This is a genomic window from Dorea formicigenerans (assembly GCF_025150245.1).
GTDB classification, from domain to species: domain Bacteria; phylum Bacillota; class Clostridia; order Lachnospirales; family Lachnospiraceae; genus Dorea; species Dorea formicigenerans.
In genome coordinates this window covers 485,001-505,915 of sequence record NZ_CP102279.1, presented here as the reverse complement: position 1 = coordinate 505,915, position 20,915 = coordinate 485,001, and the positions used below count along the sequence as shown (strand labels likewise).

17 protein-coding genes, 1 tRNA gene and 1 rRNA gene (1 of these 19 only partly in view) are annotated in these 20,915 nt (G+C 40.8%); 3 read left to right on the top strand and 16 right to left on the bottom strand.

Annotation, left to right across the window (positions count from 1 at the left end; genetic code table 11):
- Window positions 1–17: 17 nt before the first annotated feature.
- The 4 genes from NQ560_RS02560 to NQ560_RS02545 all read right to left on the bottom strand — a co-directional run bounded on the left by NQ560_RS02560 (window position 18) and on the right by NQ560_RS02545 (window position 3,981).
- On the bottom strand, window positions 18–1,373 hold the full coding sequence (locus tag NQ560_RS02560) for a sugar transferase (RefSeq protein WP_005336066.1): 1,356 nt from the start codon (window positions 1,371–1,373) through the stop codon (window positions 18–20).
- A gap of 176 nt (window positions 1,374–1,549) precedes the next feature.
- The gene (locus NQ560_RS02555; RefSeq protein WP_005336067.1) at window positions 1,550–2,215 is read right to left on the bottom strand and encodes an LPXTG cell wall anchor domain-containing protein; all 666 of its coding nucleotides are present in this window, start codon (window positions 2,213–2,215) and stop codon (window positions 1,550–1,552) included.
- A gap of 23 nt (window positions 2,216–2,238) precedes the next feature.
- On the bottom strand, window positions 2,239–2,997 hold the full coding sequence (gene srtB, locus NQ560_RS02550; protein ID WP_005336068.1) for a class B sortase: 759 nt from the start codon (window positions 2,995–2,997) through the stop codon (window positions 2,239–2,241).
- A 48-nt stretch (window positions 2,998–3,045) separates the two neighbouring features.
- A complete protein-coding gene (locus NQ560_RS02545) occupies window positions 3,046–3,981 on the bottom strand; it encodes an LCP family protein (protein WP_005336069.1) in 936 nt (311 codons plus the stop codon).
- On the opposite strand from NQ560_RS02545, the gene NQ560_RS15835 reads away from it, so the two are divergent.
- On the top strand, window positions 3,884–4,276 hold the full coding sequence (locus NQ560_RS15835; RefSeq protein WP_416386967.1) for a pentapeptide repeat-containing protein: 393 nt from the start codon (window positions 3,884–3,886) through the stop codon (window positions 4,274–4,276). The genes NQ560_RS02545 and NQ560_RS15835 overlap by 98 nt on opposite strands.
- Window positions 4,277–4,391: 115 nt before the next feature.
- Here the strand turns inward: NQ560_RS15835 and NQ560_RS02535 are convergent, their stop codons facing one another.
- The 6 genes from NQ560_RS02535 to NQ560_RS02510 form a co-directional block, all read right to left on the bottom strand.
- Entirely contained in the window at window positions 4,392–5,219 is an 828-nt protein-coding gene (locus NQ560_RS02535) for a CpsD/CapB family tyrosine-protein kinase (protein WP_081445687.1), read from the bottom strand.
- Entirely contained in the window at window positions 5,161–5,910 is a 750-nt protein-coding gene (locus NQ560_RS02530; RefSeq protein ID WP_005336074.1) for a YveK family protein, read from the bottom strand. The genes NQ560_RS02535 and NQ560_RS02530 overlap by 59 nt, the downstream gene beginning before the upstream one ends.
- Window positions 5,911–6,090: 180 nt before the next feature.
- Entirely contained in the window at window positions 6,091–6,831 is a 741-nt protein-coding gene (locus NQ560_RS02525; RefSeq protein ID WP_005336076.1) for a CpsB/CapC family capsule biosynthesis tyrosine phosphatase, read from the bottom strand.
- 193 nt (window positions 6,832–7,024) lie between these two features.
- Entirely contained in the window at window positions 7,025–8,218 is a 1,194-nt protein-coding gene (locus NQ560_RS02520) for a site-specific integrase (RefSeq protein WP_005336078.1), read from the bottom strand.
- A gap of 78 nt (window positions 8,219–8,296) precedes the next feature.
- On the bottom strand, window positions 8,297–8,503 hold the full coding sequence (locus NQ560_RS02515) for an excisionase (RefSeq protein WP_005336079.1): 207 nt from the start codon (window positions 8,501–8,503) through the stop codon (window positions 8,297–8,299).
- Entirely contained in the window at window positions 8,496–9,638 is a 1,143-nt protein-coding gene (locus NQ560_RS02510; protein WP_005336080.1) for an XRE family transcriptional regulator, read from the bottom strand. The genes NQ560_RS02515 and NQ560_RS02510 overlap by 8 nt, the downstream gene beginning before the upstream one ends.
- Window positions 9,639–10,149: 511 nt before the next feature.
- On the opposite strand from NQ560_RS02510, the gene NQ560_RS02505 reads away from it, so the two are divergent.
- Both NQ560_RS02505 and NQ560_RS02500 read left to right on the top strand, forming a co-directional pair.
- Complete coding sequence (locus tag NQ560_RS02505; protein ID WP_004610984.1) at window positions 10,150–10,785, top strand: helix-turn-helix domain-containing protein; 636 nt, start codon at window positions 10,150–10,152, stop codon at window positions 10,783–10,785.
- Window positions 10,786–11,211: 426 nt separating this feature from the next.
- The gene (locus tag NQ560_RS02500; RefSeq protein ID WP_005336085.1) at window positions 11,212–13,323 is read left to right on the top strand and encodes an immunoglobulin-like domain-containing protein; all 2,112 of its coding nucleotides are present in this window, start codon (window positions 11,212–11,214) and stop codon (window positions 13,321–13,323) included.
- A gap of 639 nt (window positions 13,324–13,962) precedes the next feature.
- Here NQ560_RS02500 and NQ560_RS02495 read toward each other — a convergent pair.
- From NQ560_RS02495 to NQ560_RS02470, 6 genes are all read right to left on the bottom strand, one after another.
- Window positions 13,963–16,065, bottom strand: coding sequence for a heavy metal translocating P-type ATPase (locus tag NQ560_RS02495; protein ID WP_005336086.1), 2,103 nt, complete (start codon window positions 16,063–16,065; stop codon window positions 13,963–13,965).
- Between the two features lie 335 nt (window positions 16,066–16,400).
- Complete coding sequence (locus NQ560_RS02490) at window positions 16,401–16,757, bottom strand: DUF6110 family protein (RefSeq protein WP_005336087.1); 357 nt, start codon at window positions 16,755–16,757, stop codon at window positions 16,401–16,403.
- A 229-nt stretch (window positions 16,758–16,986) separates the two neighbouring features.
- A complete protein-coding gene (locus NQ560_RS02485) occupies window positions 16,987–17,697 on the bottom strand; it encodes a P-II family nitrogen regulator (protein WP_040015746.1) in 711 nt (236 codons plus the stop codon).
- 96 nt (window positions 17,698–17,793) lie between these two features.
- Entirely contained in the window at window positions 17,794–19,353 is a 1,560-nt protein-coding gene (locus NQ560_RS02480; protein ID WP_005336091.1) for a DUF1538 domain-containing protein, read from the bottom strand.
- A gap of 283 nt (window positions 19,354–19,636) precedes the next feature.
- Window positions 19,637–19,708: transfer RNA gene (locus tag NQ560_RS02475), tRNA-Asn, on the bottom strand.
- A 68-nt stretch (window positions 19,709–19,776) separates the two neighbouring features.
- Window positions 19,777–20,915, bottom strand: a 23S ribosomal RNA gene (locus tag NQ560_RS02470) (it continues 1,750 nt past the right edge of the window).

Below are 20,915 nucleotides of genomic sequence, written 5' to 3'. Positions count from 1 at the left end.
CATTTTACAACTATATATTAACTGCGCTTTTTTTCATCTCTAAGTTCTAGTGCATTTTTCTCTTCTCCAACACCTTCTGTACTCTCCTTGCTTGTCAGTATCTTCACTGTCGCAAGCATAATCGTAAGGTCTTCCAAGATGCTTGGTTTGGAGATATACATAAGATCCATCAATAACTTGTCATAGAAAGTAGTATTATACTTTCCATATACCTGAGCATAACCAGTAAGTCCTGCCTTTGCCTGAAGACGAAGTCCGAATTCCGGCACTTCTTTTTCAATCTCTTTTTGAAGTTCCGGTCTCTCCGGACGAGGTCCCACCAGACTCATATCACCTTTTAAGATATTTAGCAGCTGTGGAAGTTCATCTAATCTGCATGCACGAATAATGCGTCCAACCTTTGTAATTCTTGGATCATTTTCTCCTGCTGACAGAACTGCTCCACTGTATTTTTCAGCATCTACTCGCATACTGCGGAATTTTAAAATTTCAAATACTTTTCCATCTTTTGTAAGTCTCTTTTGCTTATAAAATGCCGGACCTCCATCTGACTTCACAGCAATTGCCGTAATTAGGAATAATGGAGATAATACAATTGTTGCTATTCCCGATACTACAATATCCATCGTTCTTTTAATGATTTGATATTCTATCGATGGCTTATATCTCTGAGTTTTCAAAATTGGTAAGTGTAACATATGTATCTGTTCCGATCCACGCATCATAACATCTGCAATTCTCGGAATCATAAAAAGTTTGATTTTATGACTGATACAATGTTTTAATATGATATTTCTTTCGCGAGAATGTATCCCACACAAAAATGCGGCATCAAATTCTTCCATTACTTCCAGCTTATCCATAATACTTTCCACTGGATAAACCGTCTTGATATTAAATCTCTTTTCAAGTCCATATGTATGAATAAGATTTTCCATTCCCATTCGTTCGTCATATATCACGATTGTACGAAGCGGAGGATGTGTAGAAAAATAACTTTGATGCATAACATATGCCCATATTACTCCTATAACGCACTGCCCACCCCAGGTAATAAGTCCCGGAATCAGATTCGGTAAATGGATAGATAACATCCAAATCAGGATATACATAATAATATCCGTAATCATGGTTGCCAGTACTTCACCAAATATAACATCTCGAATCTGTAAGATGGATACGCGAAAGCAATCCAATCTTTGTCCAAAATAATAACAAATTAAAAAGAATATTATCATAACAAGTACGCTAACCTGCTTTGATCCGACTGTTGTGGTTCTCGGTTCGTAATATAATGTCCAACATATTACGAACGGAATCATCAGCAACACGATATTTACCATTTTTACAACTGCAAATGGAATTTTTTTCATTTCCTAAATCCTCACTATAACTAAATCTCAGTTCTTATAACTATTTATATAATACAAACAATTTGTTTGTGTGTATTCATTTTCATTGTCTCGTTTATGTCATTCATTTCTCAAGCCCAAGAGAAGCTGACGTATAATTTTCATACTTCAGCTCCCCTAAGCCCTAACATTTTCAATTAAGCATTCTTTTTTCTGAATGCTACAACTGCTGCCGCTCCTAAAAGAACGACTGCTGCGCCAGCGAATGGCACTGTGTTTGTGGAATCAACACCTGTTTTTGGTGATGTTCCTGTTGTATTTGTCACTGCCTGTGAAGCATCAACTTTCGCAATAATTGCGATTGGTGACAGATCCTGTAATTCAAAAGTAATCTCTTTATTGTCCAGGTCTACGTTAGATGGTGTGATAACCTCCCATACTTTACGCTCTGTACTGAAGTGAAGTACTTTTACGTCTGTCATTCCTTTTGTAAGTGCAGGTACAGATAATGTTACCTGGTATTTTCCATCTGCAGTTTTGCTTACATCTCCGATCTTTCTAAGATCCATAAATGCTGTTACCAGTGATTTTCCTTCAATCTCTGATGCAATACTGGATTCTGCCTTTGCAAGATCTTCCAGTGTCTTAGTTCCGGCATTGATGTCTTTGATCAGATCTGCTGTTGTCTTGTCAGCTGCTGCGACTGTGTCCAGTTCTTCCTGATCCATAGCATCTACTTCATAATATCCTTTGGAATTTCCGACTACAGCCATTGTTGCTGTCTTACTTGCAGCGGATACACCTACAACCTGCATTGCAAATACTGTTACCAGCATAGCCAGGCTGATCAGTTTCTTCTTCATTGGTCCTTACCTCCTTTTCCTAATTATTGTTCTATAGATACTAGTACGGCTTGTACCAGATATCTACGGTTGTCCATACCTGCATAGCAGGTAGATAGTGTGATGATCTTGTCATCTGCAGTCACACTCGCTGCTGTATCAATATTCGACTTCATATCCCGGATACCGAATACCATATCCAGGTAAGCCTGGTAAATGTCTTTGTTATCAAAGTTAAAGCTTTGCAGCAGATGCCGGTTGTCATACAGGTATGCTGCAAAGATCCGGTAGTGCAAAATCTTGTCCGGCATGTAGATGATGACTTCTTTGTTCTGATCAAAGAAATCCCGGTCCATATATTGATGCAGACCGTCAAACATGGAGCCATTTGCCATGCCGTGTCCGTAGACCACGGTGTTCGAATCTTCGAAGGTCTTCGTATTGTAATCCTCGGTAAAGATTGCTCCGGCTTTGTTCTCATCATGTTCCACACTATGGTTCAGATAATAGCTGTTATCTGTCCCGCTCTGTACGATTGGATAGTCGATGACGGTTCCCGGTACTTTAATCCATGCATATATATCTGGATTCATGTTCTGTAATGTCTGGAAGTCGATTGGTATCTCAACGGTACTTTTTTGTGTCTCTTCTGGTTTTTTTGGTTCTTCTGTCACGACTTTTTCTTTTATTTTTTCATATTCCTGCCCTGCATGGGCATCCTGATAATATTGGTAATATGCAATTCCTCCGCAGATCAGTCCGGCTGCTGCCAGTATCCCTGCTACGACGTATCGTTTCTTCATGATTCTATAGCCCCTTACGTCTTATTGCTCATTTGTTTGTTTTTTCATCTATTTTATTTCTTGATAGAACGTCTCCATAATCTTTGCATACAGAGCATCGTCATCTACGTGGTATTCATCGTAGGAAAGACCTTGTGTTCCTTCTCCCGGAACAGTCCATTCTGTATAGCCGTCTCCTTCGTCTGCTGTCTGGAACAACTTCATCAGACGGTCTTCGCTGATATTTGTGACGGTATATGGTTTGATTGCCACGAACAAATCTGCTGCAAATTTTGCATTTTGCTCATAGCATTCTTTTGCCTTTTTTGAAAACGCATCTAAGAATGCTTTCTGACGTTCCATCCGGTAGATGGCGCTCTGGCTTTCATCTACATCTCTGCTTCTTAAGAAAACTTCTGTATTTTCTTCGGTCAGTGTTACTTCTGCACCTTCGGCAAATTCCGGATATTTATACTCCAGACTGTTATTTGGCACAGTCACTGTCAGACCTCCTACGCTTTTTGAAAGCTCTGGAATCCCGTCTAAGTTCATAGCAAGATAACCCTGAATCGGAAGTCCATAGAAGAGATTGGACACTGCTTCCTGTGTGAGTTTGCAGCTCTCGGCACCGCCGTCTCCATATCCATAGGAGAGGCTGATGTGGTCTTTGGATTTTCCAAGGCTTTTCCCTTCCAGGTCAAAGCTTTCCACATCTGTCATCGTATCTCTCGGAATCGAGATCAGTGTCATTTCCTTTGTCTTACGGTTCAGCGACAACAGGAATAAGGCATCTGCCTGTCCTGCATCGGCTTTTCCGACTCTTGTCTCTGCCGGTGTACGCTTGTCTACTCCAAGTAATAAGTAGTTACTGAGATTTTGATTGTATTTGTAAGTCTTTCCCTGCCAGGTGACGGTGTTGGAATCATCTGCTTCCGCGGTTGCTTTCGCACTTGCCGCTTCTGCTGCTTTCTTTTTTTGGATACCTGCATATCCCAGACCTGCCACTGCAAGTACAGCTGCGCCTGCGATAATAACTGCTGTGAATCTTCCGTGGCGTTTCCCTGATGATTCTCGCCTTTCTAGTTCCCGTCTGTCTGATTCTCGCCTGCCTGATTCTCGTCTGTCTGGTTCTCGTCTGTCTGATCTTCGCTGTTCTGATTCTCGTCTGTCTGGTTCTCGTCTGTCTGGTTCTCGCTGTTCTGGTCCTCTGTCCATGTCTGATCTGATTTCTCCTTCTGAATCTCTTCCTGCGCCGCTTTCTTTAACTCACTGCTATTTGCAGCTTCTTTCTTATGATTGAAAAATAAAAGCGAACCTAATATCAGGAATAATACGATACATGCAATCAACAGCAGAGTATTCTGAACCTTCGGGTTCGTCTTTCTTTTCTTCATACTGTTCTTTACATCCCTTTCCTACGCATTTTCATGATTCTGGCCATAGCCATAACCATACTTACTTCCATAACTGTAATAGGAATAATATTTTTCTTTTCTTGCATCAACCTTATTCAGCACAGCTCCAAGCATATGTGTTCCACTCTTTTCCAACTGCTTGATTGCTTTCTGCGCTGCACGGTATCCTACAAATCCACTCTCGATCAGCAGAATTGCTCCATCACACACCTTGCCAACAATAGCAGCATCCACCACATTTGCCATAGGAGGTGTATCGATTAGGACGTAATCATATCTCTGCTTCAATTCGATCATCAACTTCGCAAATACTTTGCCATTCAGAAGTTCTGATGGATTCGGAGCCATCGGTCCTGCAAAGATCACGTCCATATTTTCATAATTTGTTCCATATAAAATATCGCGCACCGGTGCCTGTCCGCTTAAGTACTGGGACAGTCCCTTCACGTCACTATCCACGAGATATCTCTGCACAAGGACAGATTTTCGGATATCCGCATCCAGAAGCACCGTCTTCTTACCGGCCATACCCATTTCCTTTGCGAGCTGGAAGACAACATCACTCTTTCCCTCATTCGGAAAACAGCTTGTCACAAGAATCGTCTTAATATCCGCTCCTGCAAACTGGATATTTGTTCTCAGCGTCTTTAACGCCTCCTCGTAAAAGTAATTTGATTTACGAGGATCCGTCAGCTCCACCCGAAGCTTAGATGCCTTATTGTCACGGCGGGACATTGCCGCTTTTGCCTGCGCATTTGTATATGTAGTTCTAGCTTGCTTTTCGTTTTCCTGCATCATTTCTCTTTGACTTCTTCTTTCCTGATCCATTAATATAATCCTTTCTGTCCGGAATTACACTCAGTGTAGATAATCCCAGATATTTTTCTATATCTTCTTCAGACTTAATCGTATCGTCCATGATCGTGCGGATAACAATCACACCTGCGCACAGGATCATACCTGCCAGCACACCCATCACTGCCATCTTCGCCACGCCTGTATTCGATCTGGAAGTCGGAACCTCACCTTTTTCAATGATCTTAGGCGGTGTAACCTCCATCTTGTCTCCGATATACTCAGAAGCAACCTCTGACAGCTTGTCTACAATCTCCTTCGCCTGCTTGGCATCAGAATACTCCACAGACAACTGCAGAATACGCGTATCGTCCTGGTTCGTAACTGTGATCATATTCTTCAGCTGCTTATAGTCCATGTCCAGATCTAACTGGTCGATAACATCCGTAAGCACCGGACGGCTTGTGATCAAGATGGAATAGTCCTTGGTAAGCTGTGAGCCCATCTGTAGATCCGCCAGAGAACTAAGCGTCGTCTCCTTGGTCAGTACAAGCATCATGGAAGAAGATGTGTACAGCGGCTTCACTAAGAATCCGGCATATGCACACGCAATACAGCCGAACAACAGTCCCACTCCCAGGATTGCCAGTATCTTCGACTTGAGCACATAAAAGAGCTCCAGTAAGTCAATTTCCATCTCATCATTGTCGTAATTCTTTCCCATTAATCTGATTTCCTTTCTTGGGGGACGGTTGGGGACGGGGGTTTTTCAAAAAAACCCCGTCCCCAATTGGACTTCTACCTGTCCCTCTTTGAATTGTGTGTATTTTTACCCTCCCATTTTCTAGGGTTTCTTTTATTTCTAACCTGTCCCTTTTTGAATTGTAAAAAATTTTGAAACAATTTATGTTTTAGGCTTGTGTGATCCGCGGTCATCTAATATTCTTCTTGCATTGCCTTGTATCAATGCCCATACATAATCTTCAGACAGATTCTTGTTCAGCCACTTCTCAACGTGTTCTGTCTGTGGACTGCGTTCTCCGCTATTGTGCATATCTGTTCCCAGGTAATGGACCAGACCATCTTTCAGTTGTCGCTTACACCACTGTGCTGTATTATTATTCCATCCTCCATCTATAGAGCTGTAATTCATCTGGATTCTTGCTCCTGTATCAGCCAGCTCTTCCAGTCTGCCTTCTTCTCTTAACACATGATACCTTTCTACATGTGCCAAAATTGGGACATAACCTGCCATCTGCATCTGGCGCACTGCGCTGAATATCTTAGAGTAAGCTGTCCCCGGGAGGAATTCCAATAATACATATCTGCTGTCTGCCAGCGTCAGAAGCTTTCCTTCTTTTAGTAACTGTCTTGTATCTACCGAATACATAATTTCCTGTCCCGGAAATACCGGAAGCCTGACTCCAAGTCGTTGATATGCCTGAATTCTGAACTTCTTACACAATGTTCGAATCTCCTGCACTCGTTCTACGGATGCATTACGGACTGAGCCATGTGGCGTTACGATCATACCTACAAAGTCCTGATTCAATGCCATGCGTAGCATCGCTAATGTCTCTTTCGGATTTGCAGATCCATCATCTATACCAGGTAGTATGTGACAGTGCATATCTATCTTTTTCATCTCTACTCCTGTATATGTATTATAATAAATTATATATGTCTTTTTGACTATCTTTTTATATCTCCTTAAATGTCCGCAAAGCCTTATTTTATAGGCTCTACGGGCATTTTGCTTTTGTGGTAAACCTCACATATCTAGGTCTATCTTCTTATATTTTCGCTATCAAGCGTGGTTAAAATCGTGGTAAATACTTCTATGCGATTAGACGCTGAACCTCTGATTTTGCGGTATCTATGGACGCATGAGCGTACCAGTTCATTGTGATACTAATGTTTGAATGTCCCATGATATACTGTAAATCTTTTGGGTTCATGTTCTTGCTTGCCAGTCTTGTGCAGAATGTATGGCGTAGCGTATGCGGTGTGATATGTGGCAAGGGATTGTCCTTGTGGTGCTTGTTATATTTCTTTACCATACGGACAAATAAGGCGTTGTAATCAATCGCAACTTTGGGCTTGCCTTTATGATTGACAAATAAGAAATTGCTCTGTCCGTCTATCACAAATGGTTCTGCCTTTGGGCGTTTCTTCATAACCCGTTGAAATGCCTGTATTGTTTCTCTACTTAATGGCACTTGTCTTATTCCGCTTTTCGTCTTAGGCGTTTCAATATAATAGCCCTGTTCCTTGCTCTTTAGTAACTGGTGGTCGATAATTACAACTTCATTCTTGAAATCAATATCAGCTACTGTCAGTCCGCACAGTTCCGAGATACGAAGTCCAGTCTTTAACAGTATCAGCACATCATCATAATGCTTGTGATACACATTGTCTGTCTTGATAAATGAGAGTAAGGCTTGTTCCTGTTCCTCTGTCAATGCGACTTTCTCTTTGGTATCATTTTCTAGGACTTCACTTAACTTAAAATCAAAAGGGTTCTTCCTTACACAATCGTCTTGTATGGCGATATAGAATGACGCTTTTAACGAGCGTTTATGGTTGTTAATGGTGTTATAGGAAAAGCCCTTGTCTTTCATGCGTAACGCCCATTCTTTAGCGTCAGAGGGCTTGATTGTATCAATGCTCCTAGCACCTAATTTGTCCTCTTTCAATAACCGCATGAGTTGTTCCCGTTGTTTTTGTGTGCTTTTCTTCACATTTGCCCTCTGTAAGTTCTGTTTGGCATAGAGTTGGCAAAGCGTCATTTTCTTGCCTGTGCTGTCGATACCGTCCTCAATATCCCGTCTTATCTGCTGTTCCAGTTCACGAAGTGAGGGTTTTTCCCGTTTTTCCTTTGGTGTCGGGTCTGTGGGTGTCAATCTCCAAGCATACACATATTTTGTGTTTCCAAATGCGTCTACATATTTATATAAGTATTTCCCGTCTGTTCGTTGGCTCTCTCCAGTATGCAGGATACGTCCTTTACTATCCCGTCTTTTTTCTTTCATGGTGTCTGCTCCTTTCCTTGTTGGAAAGAGCCTTGATATGACTTGTGTTCATCATAACACATACAAGGCTCATTTGCATTAGATTGCGTCCAATTTGTCAATAACCTGTTCAAACTGTCGGCGTTTAATCTGTATGCGGTTGCCATTCATAATGAGCCAGCCAGCGCCCTTGTTTTCCTCTGCCAAGCGTCTTAACTTGTTTTCTCCGATACGGAAATACTTTGACGCTTCTTCAATGGTAAGGGTATATTTTTCCCATACGGGAATATCCTGTGCATTACTCATAAAACACCCCCTCACTTTCGATTACATCTGCTATATCCGTACACATCTGTTCTACAAGCATTTCCTGTTTTTCGGAAAGGTGGGTACATTCATCAATCATTTTCATGTAGTTTGAGCCTGTCAGCCTGTCGATTTCCTCTATCATCACGATTGACGGCATGACCTGTCTTTCCAGCCATTGCAGAGTGCGTTCCATATTGACAGGTACGGGGTTCATTTCAAAAGGTAAACTGTCATGGGAAATGAATATCTCCCACAGCGGATAATCGGGAAATTGCACAAAATCAGTAATAAGGTAAAACACCAACCCATGAGGGTTATATGTCAATAACAATTCCTCAACTGCCTGTACTGCCTTTTTATCACGCAGACGAATTTCAAAACGGTTGATAATATCCGTATGTTTCTTTTTGGTTGCCTGCTCCTTTTGTTTTTCATACAGGCAGAAATATTTTGTGCTTGCCTTTGAGCCGATATAAAGGGTACTTGCTAAATTACGTTTTTTTTCGCTTAGTTTTCCACCTTGTACATTTTCATAGTTTTTACAGCGACAATCCGCACCGCCATTTTTGTATTTTTCAGACAAAACGGGAATATCCAGCAGACCGCACATATCATTGATTGCCAAGTCAAAACGTCGGATAACACCGCCACAGTCAAGACAGCGGTTTAAAAATGAATACCAATCCCTGTTCTGTGCCTGTAAGACATATTCCATGTTGCGTGAGCCTGCCCCTTTTAATTCTAAAAATACACCCATGTGTTCATCATCAGAAGCCATGACCTTGATTTCCCCGTAGGCATAATGCTCCTTATAGCCATAATACCCATAGTCATAATGGATAAAATAGTCCGCTTTCATGCCAAGCACCTTTCGGATAACTTCTAATGCGTCAGTCGTTGGAAAACGGACAGACAGATAATCAACGAGCAGATAAAAAGGCTTATCACAGACATAGTAATTCAGACAACGCAGGATAATGTTCTGTGTTTCTTTACTTGCGTTGGCTTTTCCGTTCTCAAAGCGGTTGATACTATATCTTGATACATGGGTAAGACTTGCAAGTTCTCCTTGTGAAAGACCGCTTGCAAGACGTTTGTTCTTCATTTCAAGTGCAAATTCTAAATTGTTCATTGTATTCCTCCAATCCCACAACAGCCTTGAAATACCTGTAAACCACTATTCAAAAGAATGTGAAATTACTATCTTCTTAAAACTTCTCATTACTACTCACAGGTTTGGGGTTGTATGGTTTTTGACTTGTCTTTTGTGAAATAGTGCCCCCCTGTTAGATAACGGGGGCACAGTCAAGGCTCGCAGGCTCGCCAGCCGACAAAGCATTTCTTCCCCTTGACACAAGATGTCATGGCGGTAAGCCTGAGAGGCTTCCGCCACCGTGTCAGAAATACTTTGTCAGCAAGTCCTGTTTTGCCTTTTCTAACAAGTTCCATTTCAACCAATATTCATATCTACGGGTTTAATCAGATGGGGATTTCTTTTTGAATGTTTTTGTATTTCATTCTATTGTACTTATTCACTCACAATAGCATAGTAATTCTTATATGCTTATTTGTCAATATCTTTTTTTGTCTTTACAAATCATATTAAGCATGATAGACTTATAACAGTGAAGATATAACGAGATATGGAGGGTTGTGCAATGAAAATAAGCCATTTAGGAAATAATATACAGACCATAAGAAAATTTAGGGGAATGAAACAACAGGAACTTGCGGACAAAATCGGTATCAATATGCAGAGCCTTTCCAAGATTGAAAGAGGGTTGAACTATCCTGCTTATGAAACGCTGGAAAAGATAATGGAAGTGCTGGACGTAACGCCGAATGAATTATTATCGGGAGAATGGAAGTATGTCAATCAGTCTGAAAAAGAAGTCTGTCAGTTTTTAAGAACAGAAGAACGTCTAAATGCAGAACTGAAACACGGACACTATGATAACTTCTTTGACAGCGAGGAAGAATGGCTGGAATATGAATTGGAAAAGTTACGGGAATACATTACAGACTATATCAACGGGAAAAGCATTGAAGCGTCCGACCTTTACCCAATCAAAGAATTTATCCAGCATTTGAAGTTTCAAAAATTACTAGACCGCTATGATGATTTATACAGTATGGATATGTTTGGGGAAAGCATAGAGGGACATAAATATAGGACACCTTATCAAGTCGTGAAAATGATAAATCCGAACTCAAAAGAGGATATGGAACTGTTACGGGAAGTATTAAGAAATAACCATTTTGATGATGAGGACGAGTAATCTTTTTCCTCTTGCGAGAAGATACAGCAAACAAAAAGCCCGATCAAGAGTGCAAAGCACCACCAATGGTGGCAAGCTCTTGACAGGGCTTTTTCTTTTCTGTTGTGGGTACTCAAGAGGAAAAAAGGAAAAGTGTGATGTCTCAATTTTTTTATCTTGCACGCATAAAAAGATTGAAAGAGGTGTTTGTTTCCAGTATAATGTTTTTTGTATAGAAGCAAGGATTGAATTTTTTTGAAAGAAAGGGTTGACAGTCATGTTCACACATTGTTACGCTTGCGACAGACAGACAGACAGACAAGTAAATTCTGCCCTTTTTTCAATTCTATCAATAATAAACAGAACGCACAGATTATCCAGTTATAAAGGGGAGTTTGTGCGTTTTTCTATGCAAAGAATTTATGAAAAATAAGGAGTGAACAAACTATGAAGAAAAAACAAGTCCTTGCAGTAAGTTCCGCATTGATGATTGGAACAACAACTGCACTTACAGGGCTTCCTACTCCTGTCATGGCACAGGAAAACACAGAAGTTGTGCAGGAAGCCGTTGTAGAAGAAAACAAGACAGAGCAAGTTCCTGTGGAACAGAAAACAGAAAACGCAGAAGTACAAGAGAATATAACAGACAAGGAACAGGAAGAAACTGCTGAAAATGCAGAAACTTTAAAAGAAGAAAGTACAAAACAGGAAACACCTGCAACACCAGAAAAAGAAGTGGTTACCGAAGATAAGACCGTTGAAGCAAGCAAAAATACAGAAGTAAAAGCTGGAAGCATTGCTATTGATGAAACACATTTTCCAGACAAAGTATTTAGAGAACAAATCATTGCAGAATTTGATAAAGACGGCGATAGTGTGTTATCTGTTGATGAAATATCAAAAGCCCAATTCTTAAACTTACATGGTATGAAAACGATATCTTCATTAGAGGGTATTCAATATCTAACAAATTTGCAGTCTTTAGATGTTTCTACGACTTCTGTTTCAGACTTAAGTCCGGTTAAAAACTCATCTTTAAAAAGATTAGATTGTCGTTCTTCAAAAGTAGGAAGCGTTGATTTAACACGTTATCCGAATTTGGAAGCTTTCCTTTGCGATAATACATCAATTAACAGTCTTGATGTATCTAAGAATGAAAAATTGAATACGTTATTTGCAGATAGTACCTCTATTTCCAATTTAGATGTAACAAACAATCCTAACTTAGAACAACTATCTTGTAGCAATACAGGATTAATGGAACTTGATGTCACACATAATCCGCAATTAGTCACTTTAGATATAGGAGATACAAAAGTAAAAACACTTGATATAAGTAAGAACCCTAATTTGAAACAACTATCATGTTATATGACAAATATAGCTGAATTAGATGTAACAAAAAACACAAAACTGACACGCCTTTTTTGTCATGATACAACTATTAAAAAATTAGATTTAAGCAATAATTTAGAACTTGAAATGCTACGTTGCGGTGAAATTTTTGAACAAGGGATAAGAGGTCTTGATATAAGTAAAAACACAAAAATTAAAAAATTAATTTGCGATGATTTATACTGGTTAAATGTCGGAGAGAATAAAGTTCTTGAAAATAATCATGCTTTTGTAGGCAACGGTTATATTGATATTAAAGGGAATAAAATCGACTTAAAAAAAGATGTTGAACAAGGAATAGATATTTCAAAAGTAAAAGTTACTGCAAATGGAACTTTAGATAAAGATACAGGAATTATAACGGTAGATGATGTAAAAAAACCAGTTACTTATGAGTATGATTGCGGTACTTATAAAGACGGAAACGTTGTTTTAAAAGTAGAATTATCGTTAAACTCACAAGGAGAAGATAATACAGCACCAACTATTTCTGCAAATGATGTTACATTGAATGTAGGCGATACTTTCGACCCATTGGCAAATGTAACAGCAACAGATAAAGAGGACGGAACTATCACTTTGACAAAAGATAATATTGTTGCAAATGATGTAGATACTTCTAAGGCTGGTACTTACCATGTGACTTATAAAGTAACAGATAAAAACGGAGCTTCTGTTAAAAAAACGATTACTGTAACTGTGAAACAAAATACAGGCGACCTTAACTCTGCTCCAATCATTTCAGCAAATGATGTTACATTGAATGTAGGCGATACGTTCGATCCATTGGCAAATGTGACAGCAACAGATAAAGAGGACGGAACGATTATTTTAACAAAAGATAACATTATTGCAAATGATGTAGATACTTCTAAGGCTGGCACTTATCATGTAACTTTCCGTGTAGTAGATAAAAATGGTGCAATTACTGAAAAAACAATTACAGTTACCGTAAAAGAAAAAGCAACAAATAAACCTGTAAGTCCACAACAGCCACAGAAACCGAGCAAGCCAACTACTCCAACAAAGCCTAGCGGACAAAAGAACCCTGTAAAAACAGGTGATATGACAAACGTAGGATTGTTTACTTCTATGTTTGCTGGTTCAACCGGTGTATTAGCTGTTTTATTCGGTAAAAAACGTAAAAGAAATAAGAACAATTAACAAAATGTATAATAACAATCAATAGCGACTAATGATTTTCATGTAAAAGGACACCAAACTATACGGTGTCCTTTTCAAATTCTTACGTCATATCAAGGCTCATTCAATCGTGGTAAATTCGTGGTAAAATGAGTGCTTTCCTATATTTCAAAATGCTTGAAAGTATAGTGTTTATGCGGATAATCAAAAATCAGATATAAAATTTGTATATAAATTTCACTTATTTTTTACAGCACAAATACCACCTGATACTTTTGACTTGTACACAAGGTGGAAAAATTATCAATCTGCGTTATCACTATTTCATGCACTGCAAAAATAGTATTTAATTAGTCTTATTTCTTGACTACCTTTTATTACTGATTAAGACTACCATGTTTTGACAATATTTGCAATAGACAAAGGGTGTCAATTTCTGTTTGGGGACGGGGTTTTTTTGAAAAAACCCCGTCCCCAAACAGACTTCTACCTGTCCCTTTTGAATTGTGTGTATTTTTACTTTTCTTTTTTATTTGGGTTTCCGGATTTTCTAACCTGTCCCTTTTTGGAATTGTGGAATGTTTTTGTACAATTTGTTCTTTTACGCACTTTTAACATACGAAGAAAACGCCAATTCTTTCTGAACTGGCGCTTTTCTACCTATATACATTCTCTCGCTTCTGTTTCTTCTTCCAGCAGGTTCTCCATGCTTTTCAGGCTGATGTACAGGGTTGATGTGTTATGAAGTAGTGCTGATACGGTTGGCTGTAGGATTCCGGTGACGCCGAGTATGATGAGGGCGGTGTTGAATCCTACGATGTTGCGGTAATTTTTGTGAATTCGTTTCATTAATTTATTACTGATCAGCTTCAGTGTTACGATCTCGCTCAAGTCGTCGCCGCTCATAGTCACGTCTGCGATTTCGCGGGCGATCTCTGCGCCGTCGCTGATTGCGATTCCGATATCTGCTGCGGATAGTGCCGGTGAATCGTTGATTCCGTCTCCGATCATGATGACTTTTCGTCCGGCGGCTTTTTCCTGCTCTACGAAGTTTGCCTTGTCTTCCGGCAATACTTCCGAGTAATATACGTCCACGCCTACTCGTTTGGCGATTGCTTTTGCGGTGCGGTCGCTGTCTCCGGTCATCATGACTACTTTGCTGATGCCTGTTGCCTTCAGATTTTTGATAATCTGTGGTGCTTCTTCTCTCAGCGGGTCTTCGATGCAGATGACTGCTGCCAGTTTTCCTTCGATTGCCATGTACAAATGTGAGTATTCGGATGGCAGTTCTTGGAATTTTTCTGCCATTCCTTCTGGGATCTGGCTCTCTTCATCTTCGAATACGAAATGATAGCTTCCAACGACAACTTTTTGATCATTGATTTTGGAGGAAATGCCGTGTGCCACGATGTACTCTACTTTTGAGTGGAACTCTTCATGGATAAGCCCTTTGTCCTGTGCTGCATTTACAACTGCTTTTGCCATGGAGTGTGGAAAATGTTCTTCCAGGCAGGCGCCGATTCTCAGCAATTCGTCTGGTGTCTTATCGCAGAATGGTACGACATCTACGACTGTCGGCTGTGCTTTTGTCAGTGTTCCTGTCTTGTCAAATACGATGGTGTCTGCTTCTGCCATTGCTTCCAGATATTTTCCGCCTTTAACTGTGACGTTGTAGCTGCTTGCCTCACGGATTGCAGACAATACGGAAATCGGCATGGCCAGTTTCAGTGCGCATGAAAAATCTACCATCAATACAGCCAGTGCTTTTGTTACATTTCTTGTAAGAAGATAGGTAAGACCTGTTCCCGCCAATGTGTATGGAACGAGTTTATCCGCCAAATGTTCTGCCTTGCTTTCCAGTCCGGATTTGAGTTTCTCGGATTCTTCGATCATCGTCACGATCTTCTCAAATTTACTTGATCCATTTGCCTCTCTTACACGTATAGTAAGCTCGCCTTCTTCTACAACCGTTCCGGCATACACTTCTCCATTTTCTATCTTGCGTACTGCCACGGACTCTCCAGTCAAAGACGCCTGGTTGACCATTGCCTCGCCTTCCACAACTGTTCCGTCAAATGGAATTACATTTCCCATGTGGATGCGTATCCGGTCGCCGCTCTTTACAGATGAAAATGGTACTAATACTTCCTGACCGTCGCTGACAAGCCATACTTTGCTGATGTTCAGTGACATGCTTCTTGCCAGGTCACCAACGGATTTCTTGTGTGTCCACTCTTCCAGTATTTCGCCGATTCCAAGCAGGAACATGACGGATCCTGCAGTTGCGATATCTCCGCGGAACATAGATACTCCGATTGCGGTCGCATCCAGTACCGGTACTTCAATCTTGCCTTTTGCCAGTGTACGCACACCCATCCAAAGATATTTCACAGATTTTACTGCTGTAATACATGCTCTGACCGAATATGGCAAAAATAATTTATTTCCATAATGATAGATTACAGTTTCAACTAACTTATCCCAATATTCCTGATTCAGTTCGCGTCCGGAATTCTGTGCATAATTTTCCGGAATGTCAACTTCCTCATAACGGAATGTTTGAAGCAGTTTGATTACTTTCTCTCTGTCGCCTTTGTAACAGATCGTAAAGTCTCCCGTGCGGTTCTGTACTTTTGCAGATGTAATCATATCCTGGGATTCCAGATAATATTGCATCCGGTCTGCCTGCTCAAATGTCATTCTGTACTGTACAGCATGGGCACGGATCCTGCCTTTAATCTCATGCTTGATTACAAATTTCATGTATATTTTCCTTCTTTCCCTGCTTTCTTCCTTCTCTGCTTACCTCGCAGTGATTCGCTCGCAGTGGTTCGCTTGCTGTGGTTCGCTTGCTGTTGATTCTCTTGCTGTGATTCGCTTGCTGTTGATTCTCTTACAACTTGTCAAGACACCTGCAGTCTTAACCACAGGTGTCCTGATTTTTCCTTACATTTTTATAATTATCACAATAATTTTTATGCTAGTTCTCCTTGAACTACCCTGCTGTCTGACTTAGCTGTCTTACTTACCTGTCTGACTTTGCTGTCTGACTTAGCTGTCTTACTTACCTGTCTGACTTTGCTGTCTTATCTGCGTTCTTACTCGGCTGTCTCTTCAGCAAAATCTGTCTCATCAGCTTCTGCTGCTTCCTCTGCTTCTTCAGCCTCTTCTGCTGCTACTGCCTCTGCGTACTCCTGCTCTTCTTTTGCTGCTCTGTCTTCGTTGATCTGCTGTGCTTCTGCATATACGTCCTCTGCATTTTCCTGAATTGTAGCTGCTGTCTTAAGCACACACTCTTTTGCTCTTAAAACTGCTGCTGTACAGTTTGTGTATAATTTTTTAGCGTCCTTGCTGGACAGAACTTTGATTCCTGCAGTTCCGAATAATACTCCTGCTGCAAAGATTCCTGTCTTCTTTCCATCTACTTTTTTTAAGCCTTTTAAAATGTTTGACATCTTTTGTCTCCTGCCTTTCTTTCTACTTCTAGGTTCTTATATGATGTTAGTATATGTGATATGTACTTTTTGGTTCAGTACTATATCATCACTTTGAATTCACTAAATTGTAACGCATTTGTTTTTTCATTTCCACTTCTTTTTCCTTATTGATAATTATTGCTCACTTGAGCAGGCTTATTGATTTTTGTTCTCATTATAACTGAAATTGAATATCATTACGCACGAATTATCTGTCTTTTTCTTCCTCATCCATATCCATTTCATCTATATACATTCTAAGTCCTACTGTGCTTGTGACCGGCAGGGAAAATATAATTGTTTTTTCTTTGCTGTCAAGTCCTGTCTGCTCCATCATGGCTTTCATGATTGCATTTTTCTGTTTCTTTCTTGTGACGATCAATATGATTTCTTTTTCTGCCGCCAGTGATACGCCAAGAAATTTTTCTGCTGTTTCCATGCCGGTTCCTTTCGCATGGATCACGGTTCCGCCTCCGGCTCCTACACTTCTCGCCACGTCCATCACGGTGTCGATGCACCCCTGATTGGCAATTGCTACTAATAATTCATATTCTGTTTCTTTCAAAGTGGACTCCTCCTCCCGTTCAAATTTCTCGCTCTGTATCAGGAAATGTAATGTTTTTTCTCCGCCGATGCTGCTGAGTGGCACGATAAATGCAATTCCGGTTCCCGGCACATCGATCTGCATCTTTACAATCATTTCCCGCCTTAGTTTCTTCCACGTTTCTTCTGTTACCACCGATAGAATTACGACCTTTTCTGATTCTTCCAATCCGAAATAGTCCAACATCTCACTATTTGCGGTTCCACGTCCCAATGTTGTAAAGAAAACCATATGCTCATTTTTCTTATAAAATTCTTCAAATTTCTTCTTTCGGTTCCGGTCTGTAATCGTCACTATCATATATAATCTACTCATAAATTATCTCCGAACTTTCTAATTTTCTTAAACATTTTCCATCTTCACTAATATGCGCCTTGTAAAAATCTCTATCCCTGTTTACAACTCGACTGTTTACAACTCAATGATTTCTTGATTGTCTACATTGTCTAGATTTTCTATGCATACTTTTATACTTGTGTAATCTTTTGCTGCCTGTTTTTCTTTCATCTGTTCCTGAATCTGATAGATCAGTCCAAGGATTTGAATTGTTATAAGCGGCGTCATTGCTACCATAGCTACCACTCCAAACGCATCTGTCACAACATTTCCACCTAGCGCCTCGCATGCTCCCATTGAAAATGGCAGTAAAAATGTTGCTGTCATCGGTCCGGATGCTACGCCTCCTGAGTCAAATGCGATTGCTGTGAATATTTTGGGCACGAAAAATGTTAATCCAAGGGCTACTGCGTATCCTGGGAGCAGAAACCACAAAATCGAAATGCCGATAAGCACCCGCACCATTGCCAGTCCCAGAGAGAATGCGACTCCGATGGACAGACTCATTCCCATTGCTTTTGCGGAAATGGCTCCGGAAGTCAGTTCTTCTACCTGTTCCGTTAATACATATACTGCTGGTTCCGCTTTTACGATAAAGTAACCGATCAGCATACCAATCGGCACGATGATCCATGGATAGGAAAGCCCCGCAATCACTTGACCCAGATAATTACCTGCCGGCATAAATCCCACATTTACCCCTGTTAGGAAAAGTACAAGACCTATGTATGTATAAATGATTCCTATAATAATTTTTACCAACGTCTTTTTGTGAAGATGTAATGATACAATCTGAAAAATGAAGAAAAATAAAATAATTGGCAGTAAAGAGATCAGCATTTCTTTTATATAATAAGGAAGCCCTTCTTGAAAAAGCTGCCACATTTCTACTGAATTATCGGTCTTCACAATCATTGTCTGTTCGTATCCACTTCCCCCTGGGTGGTAAAGTAAGCCAAGCAGCAATACTGCCAGAATTGGTCCGACTGAACACAATGCAACCAGACCAAAGCTATCATTTTCCGCATGTTTATCACTTCGAACTGCTGAAAATCCGATTCCTAACGCCATAATAAATGGTACTGTCATAGGTCCTGTTGTTACTCCGCCCGAATCAAATGCCACTGTCAGAAAATCTTGTGGAACAATGCTTGCCAAAATGAATATGATCGGGTACAAAATTAAAAGCATATGTGCCAGTGGAATTCCAAATAACATTCGAAGTACTGCGGCTACAAGAAATATTCCAACTCCTGTTGCTACTGCAATAATCAGCGTGTAATTGGGAATGGATGGAACTTGTTCAGCCAATACTTGAAGATCCGGTTCTGATATGGTGATGATAAAGCCAAGGATAAAACACAGCACTATCACTACACTTATCTTTCTTGTATTGGTCAGTTTCGTTCCTATTCGTTCTCCCATAGGAGTCATCGCCATCTCTGCTCCAAGTGTAAAGAACATCATTCCGATGATCAGGAGAACCGCACCAACAACAAAAGTCATCAGGACGCTGTTTGGAATGGGCGCAATGCTAAAGCATAACACCAGCACAATGCCTATGATCGGCAACACAGCTCCTAATGACTCTTTTAGTTTTTCCAGTAAATTTTTTTGATATAATTGTAATCCCATAAACGCCTTTCTTCTATATTTAATATGTATTAATTAATATGTATCCTTTAATAAAATACCTTTTCAAACACTATTTTAATGATCTTGAGACTCGCTTAACGACCTTGGGACTCGCCCCAGCATCTTTTAATTATTTTAACATAAATGTGGTTGTTTTTTGAAGCTTTAAAGACGTTAATATTATGCTAAGTTTTTAACAACTTGGCATAGGGTTTTATATAATAAGAAAGTAAATTTCTTATTATACAAAAAAACCTGTAAGTATTATACTTACAGGTTTTAGCTCCCCGAGTAGGGTTCGAACCTACGACCCTTCGGTTAACAGCCGAATGCTCTACCACTGAGCTATCGAGGAATATTAGGTACATGTACCTTCAAAACTGCATATAAGAAACTTTTTAACATCTTACCTATCCACCTTACTTGGTTATGCCCTCGACCTATTAGTAACAGTCAGCTCCATGTGTTACCACACTTCCACCTCTGTCCTATCTACCTCGTCGTCTTCAAGGGGTCTTACAACTTTCGTTGGGATATCTCATCTTGAGGGGGGCTTCACGCTTAGATGCCTTCAGCGTTTATCCCGTCCCGGCTTGGCTACTCTGCTATGCTCCTGGCGGAACAACAGATCAACCAGCGGCCAGTCCATCCCGGTCCTCTCGTACTAAGGACAGCTCCTCTCAAATATCCTACGCCCACGCCGGATAGGGACCGAACTGTCTCACGACGTTCTGAACCCAGCTCGCGTACCGCTTTAATGGGCGAACAGCCCAACCCTTGGGACCTACTTCAGCCCCAGGATGCGATGAGCCGACATCGAGGTGCCAAACCACTCCGTCGATGTGAACTCTTGGGAGTGATAAGCCTGTTATCCCCAGGGTAGCTTTTATCCGTTGAGCGATGGCAATCCCACTTTATACCACCGGATCACTAAGTCCTACTTTCGTACCTGCTCCACCCGTCGGTGTCGCAGTCAAGCTCCCTTCTGCCTTTGCACTCTTCGAATGGTTTCCGACCATTCTGAGGGAACCTTTGAGCGCCTCCGATACCCTTTCGGAGGCGACCGCCCCAGTCAAACTCCCCACCTGACATTGTCCCCCGACCTGTTTAAGGCCGCTGGTTAGAAACCCAGTACTGCAAGGGTGGTATCCCAACAGCAGCTCCACGGCAACTGGCGTTACCGCTTCTTAGCCTCCCACCTATCCTGTACATGCAATACCGAATCCCAGTATCAAGCTGGAGTAAAGCTCCATGGGGTCTTTCCGTCCTGGCGCAGGTAACCAGCATCTTCACTGGTATTTCAATTTCACCGGGTGCATTGTTGAGACAGTGCCCAAATCATTACGCCTTTCGTGCGGGTCGGAACTTACCCGACAAGGAATTTCGCTACCTTAGGACCGTTATAGTTACGGCCGCCGTTTACTGGGGCTTAAGTTCAAAGCTTCGCTTGCGCTAACCTCTCCCCTTAACCTTCCAGCACCGGGCAGGCGTCAGCCCATATACTTCACCTTTCGGTTTTGCATAGACCTGTGTTTTTGCTAAACAGTTGCTTGGGCCAATTC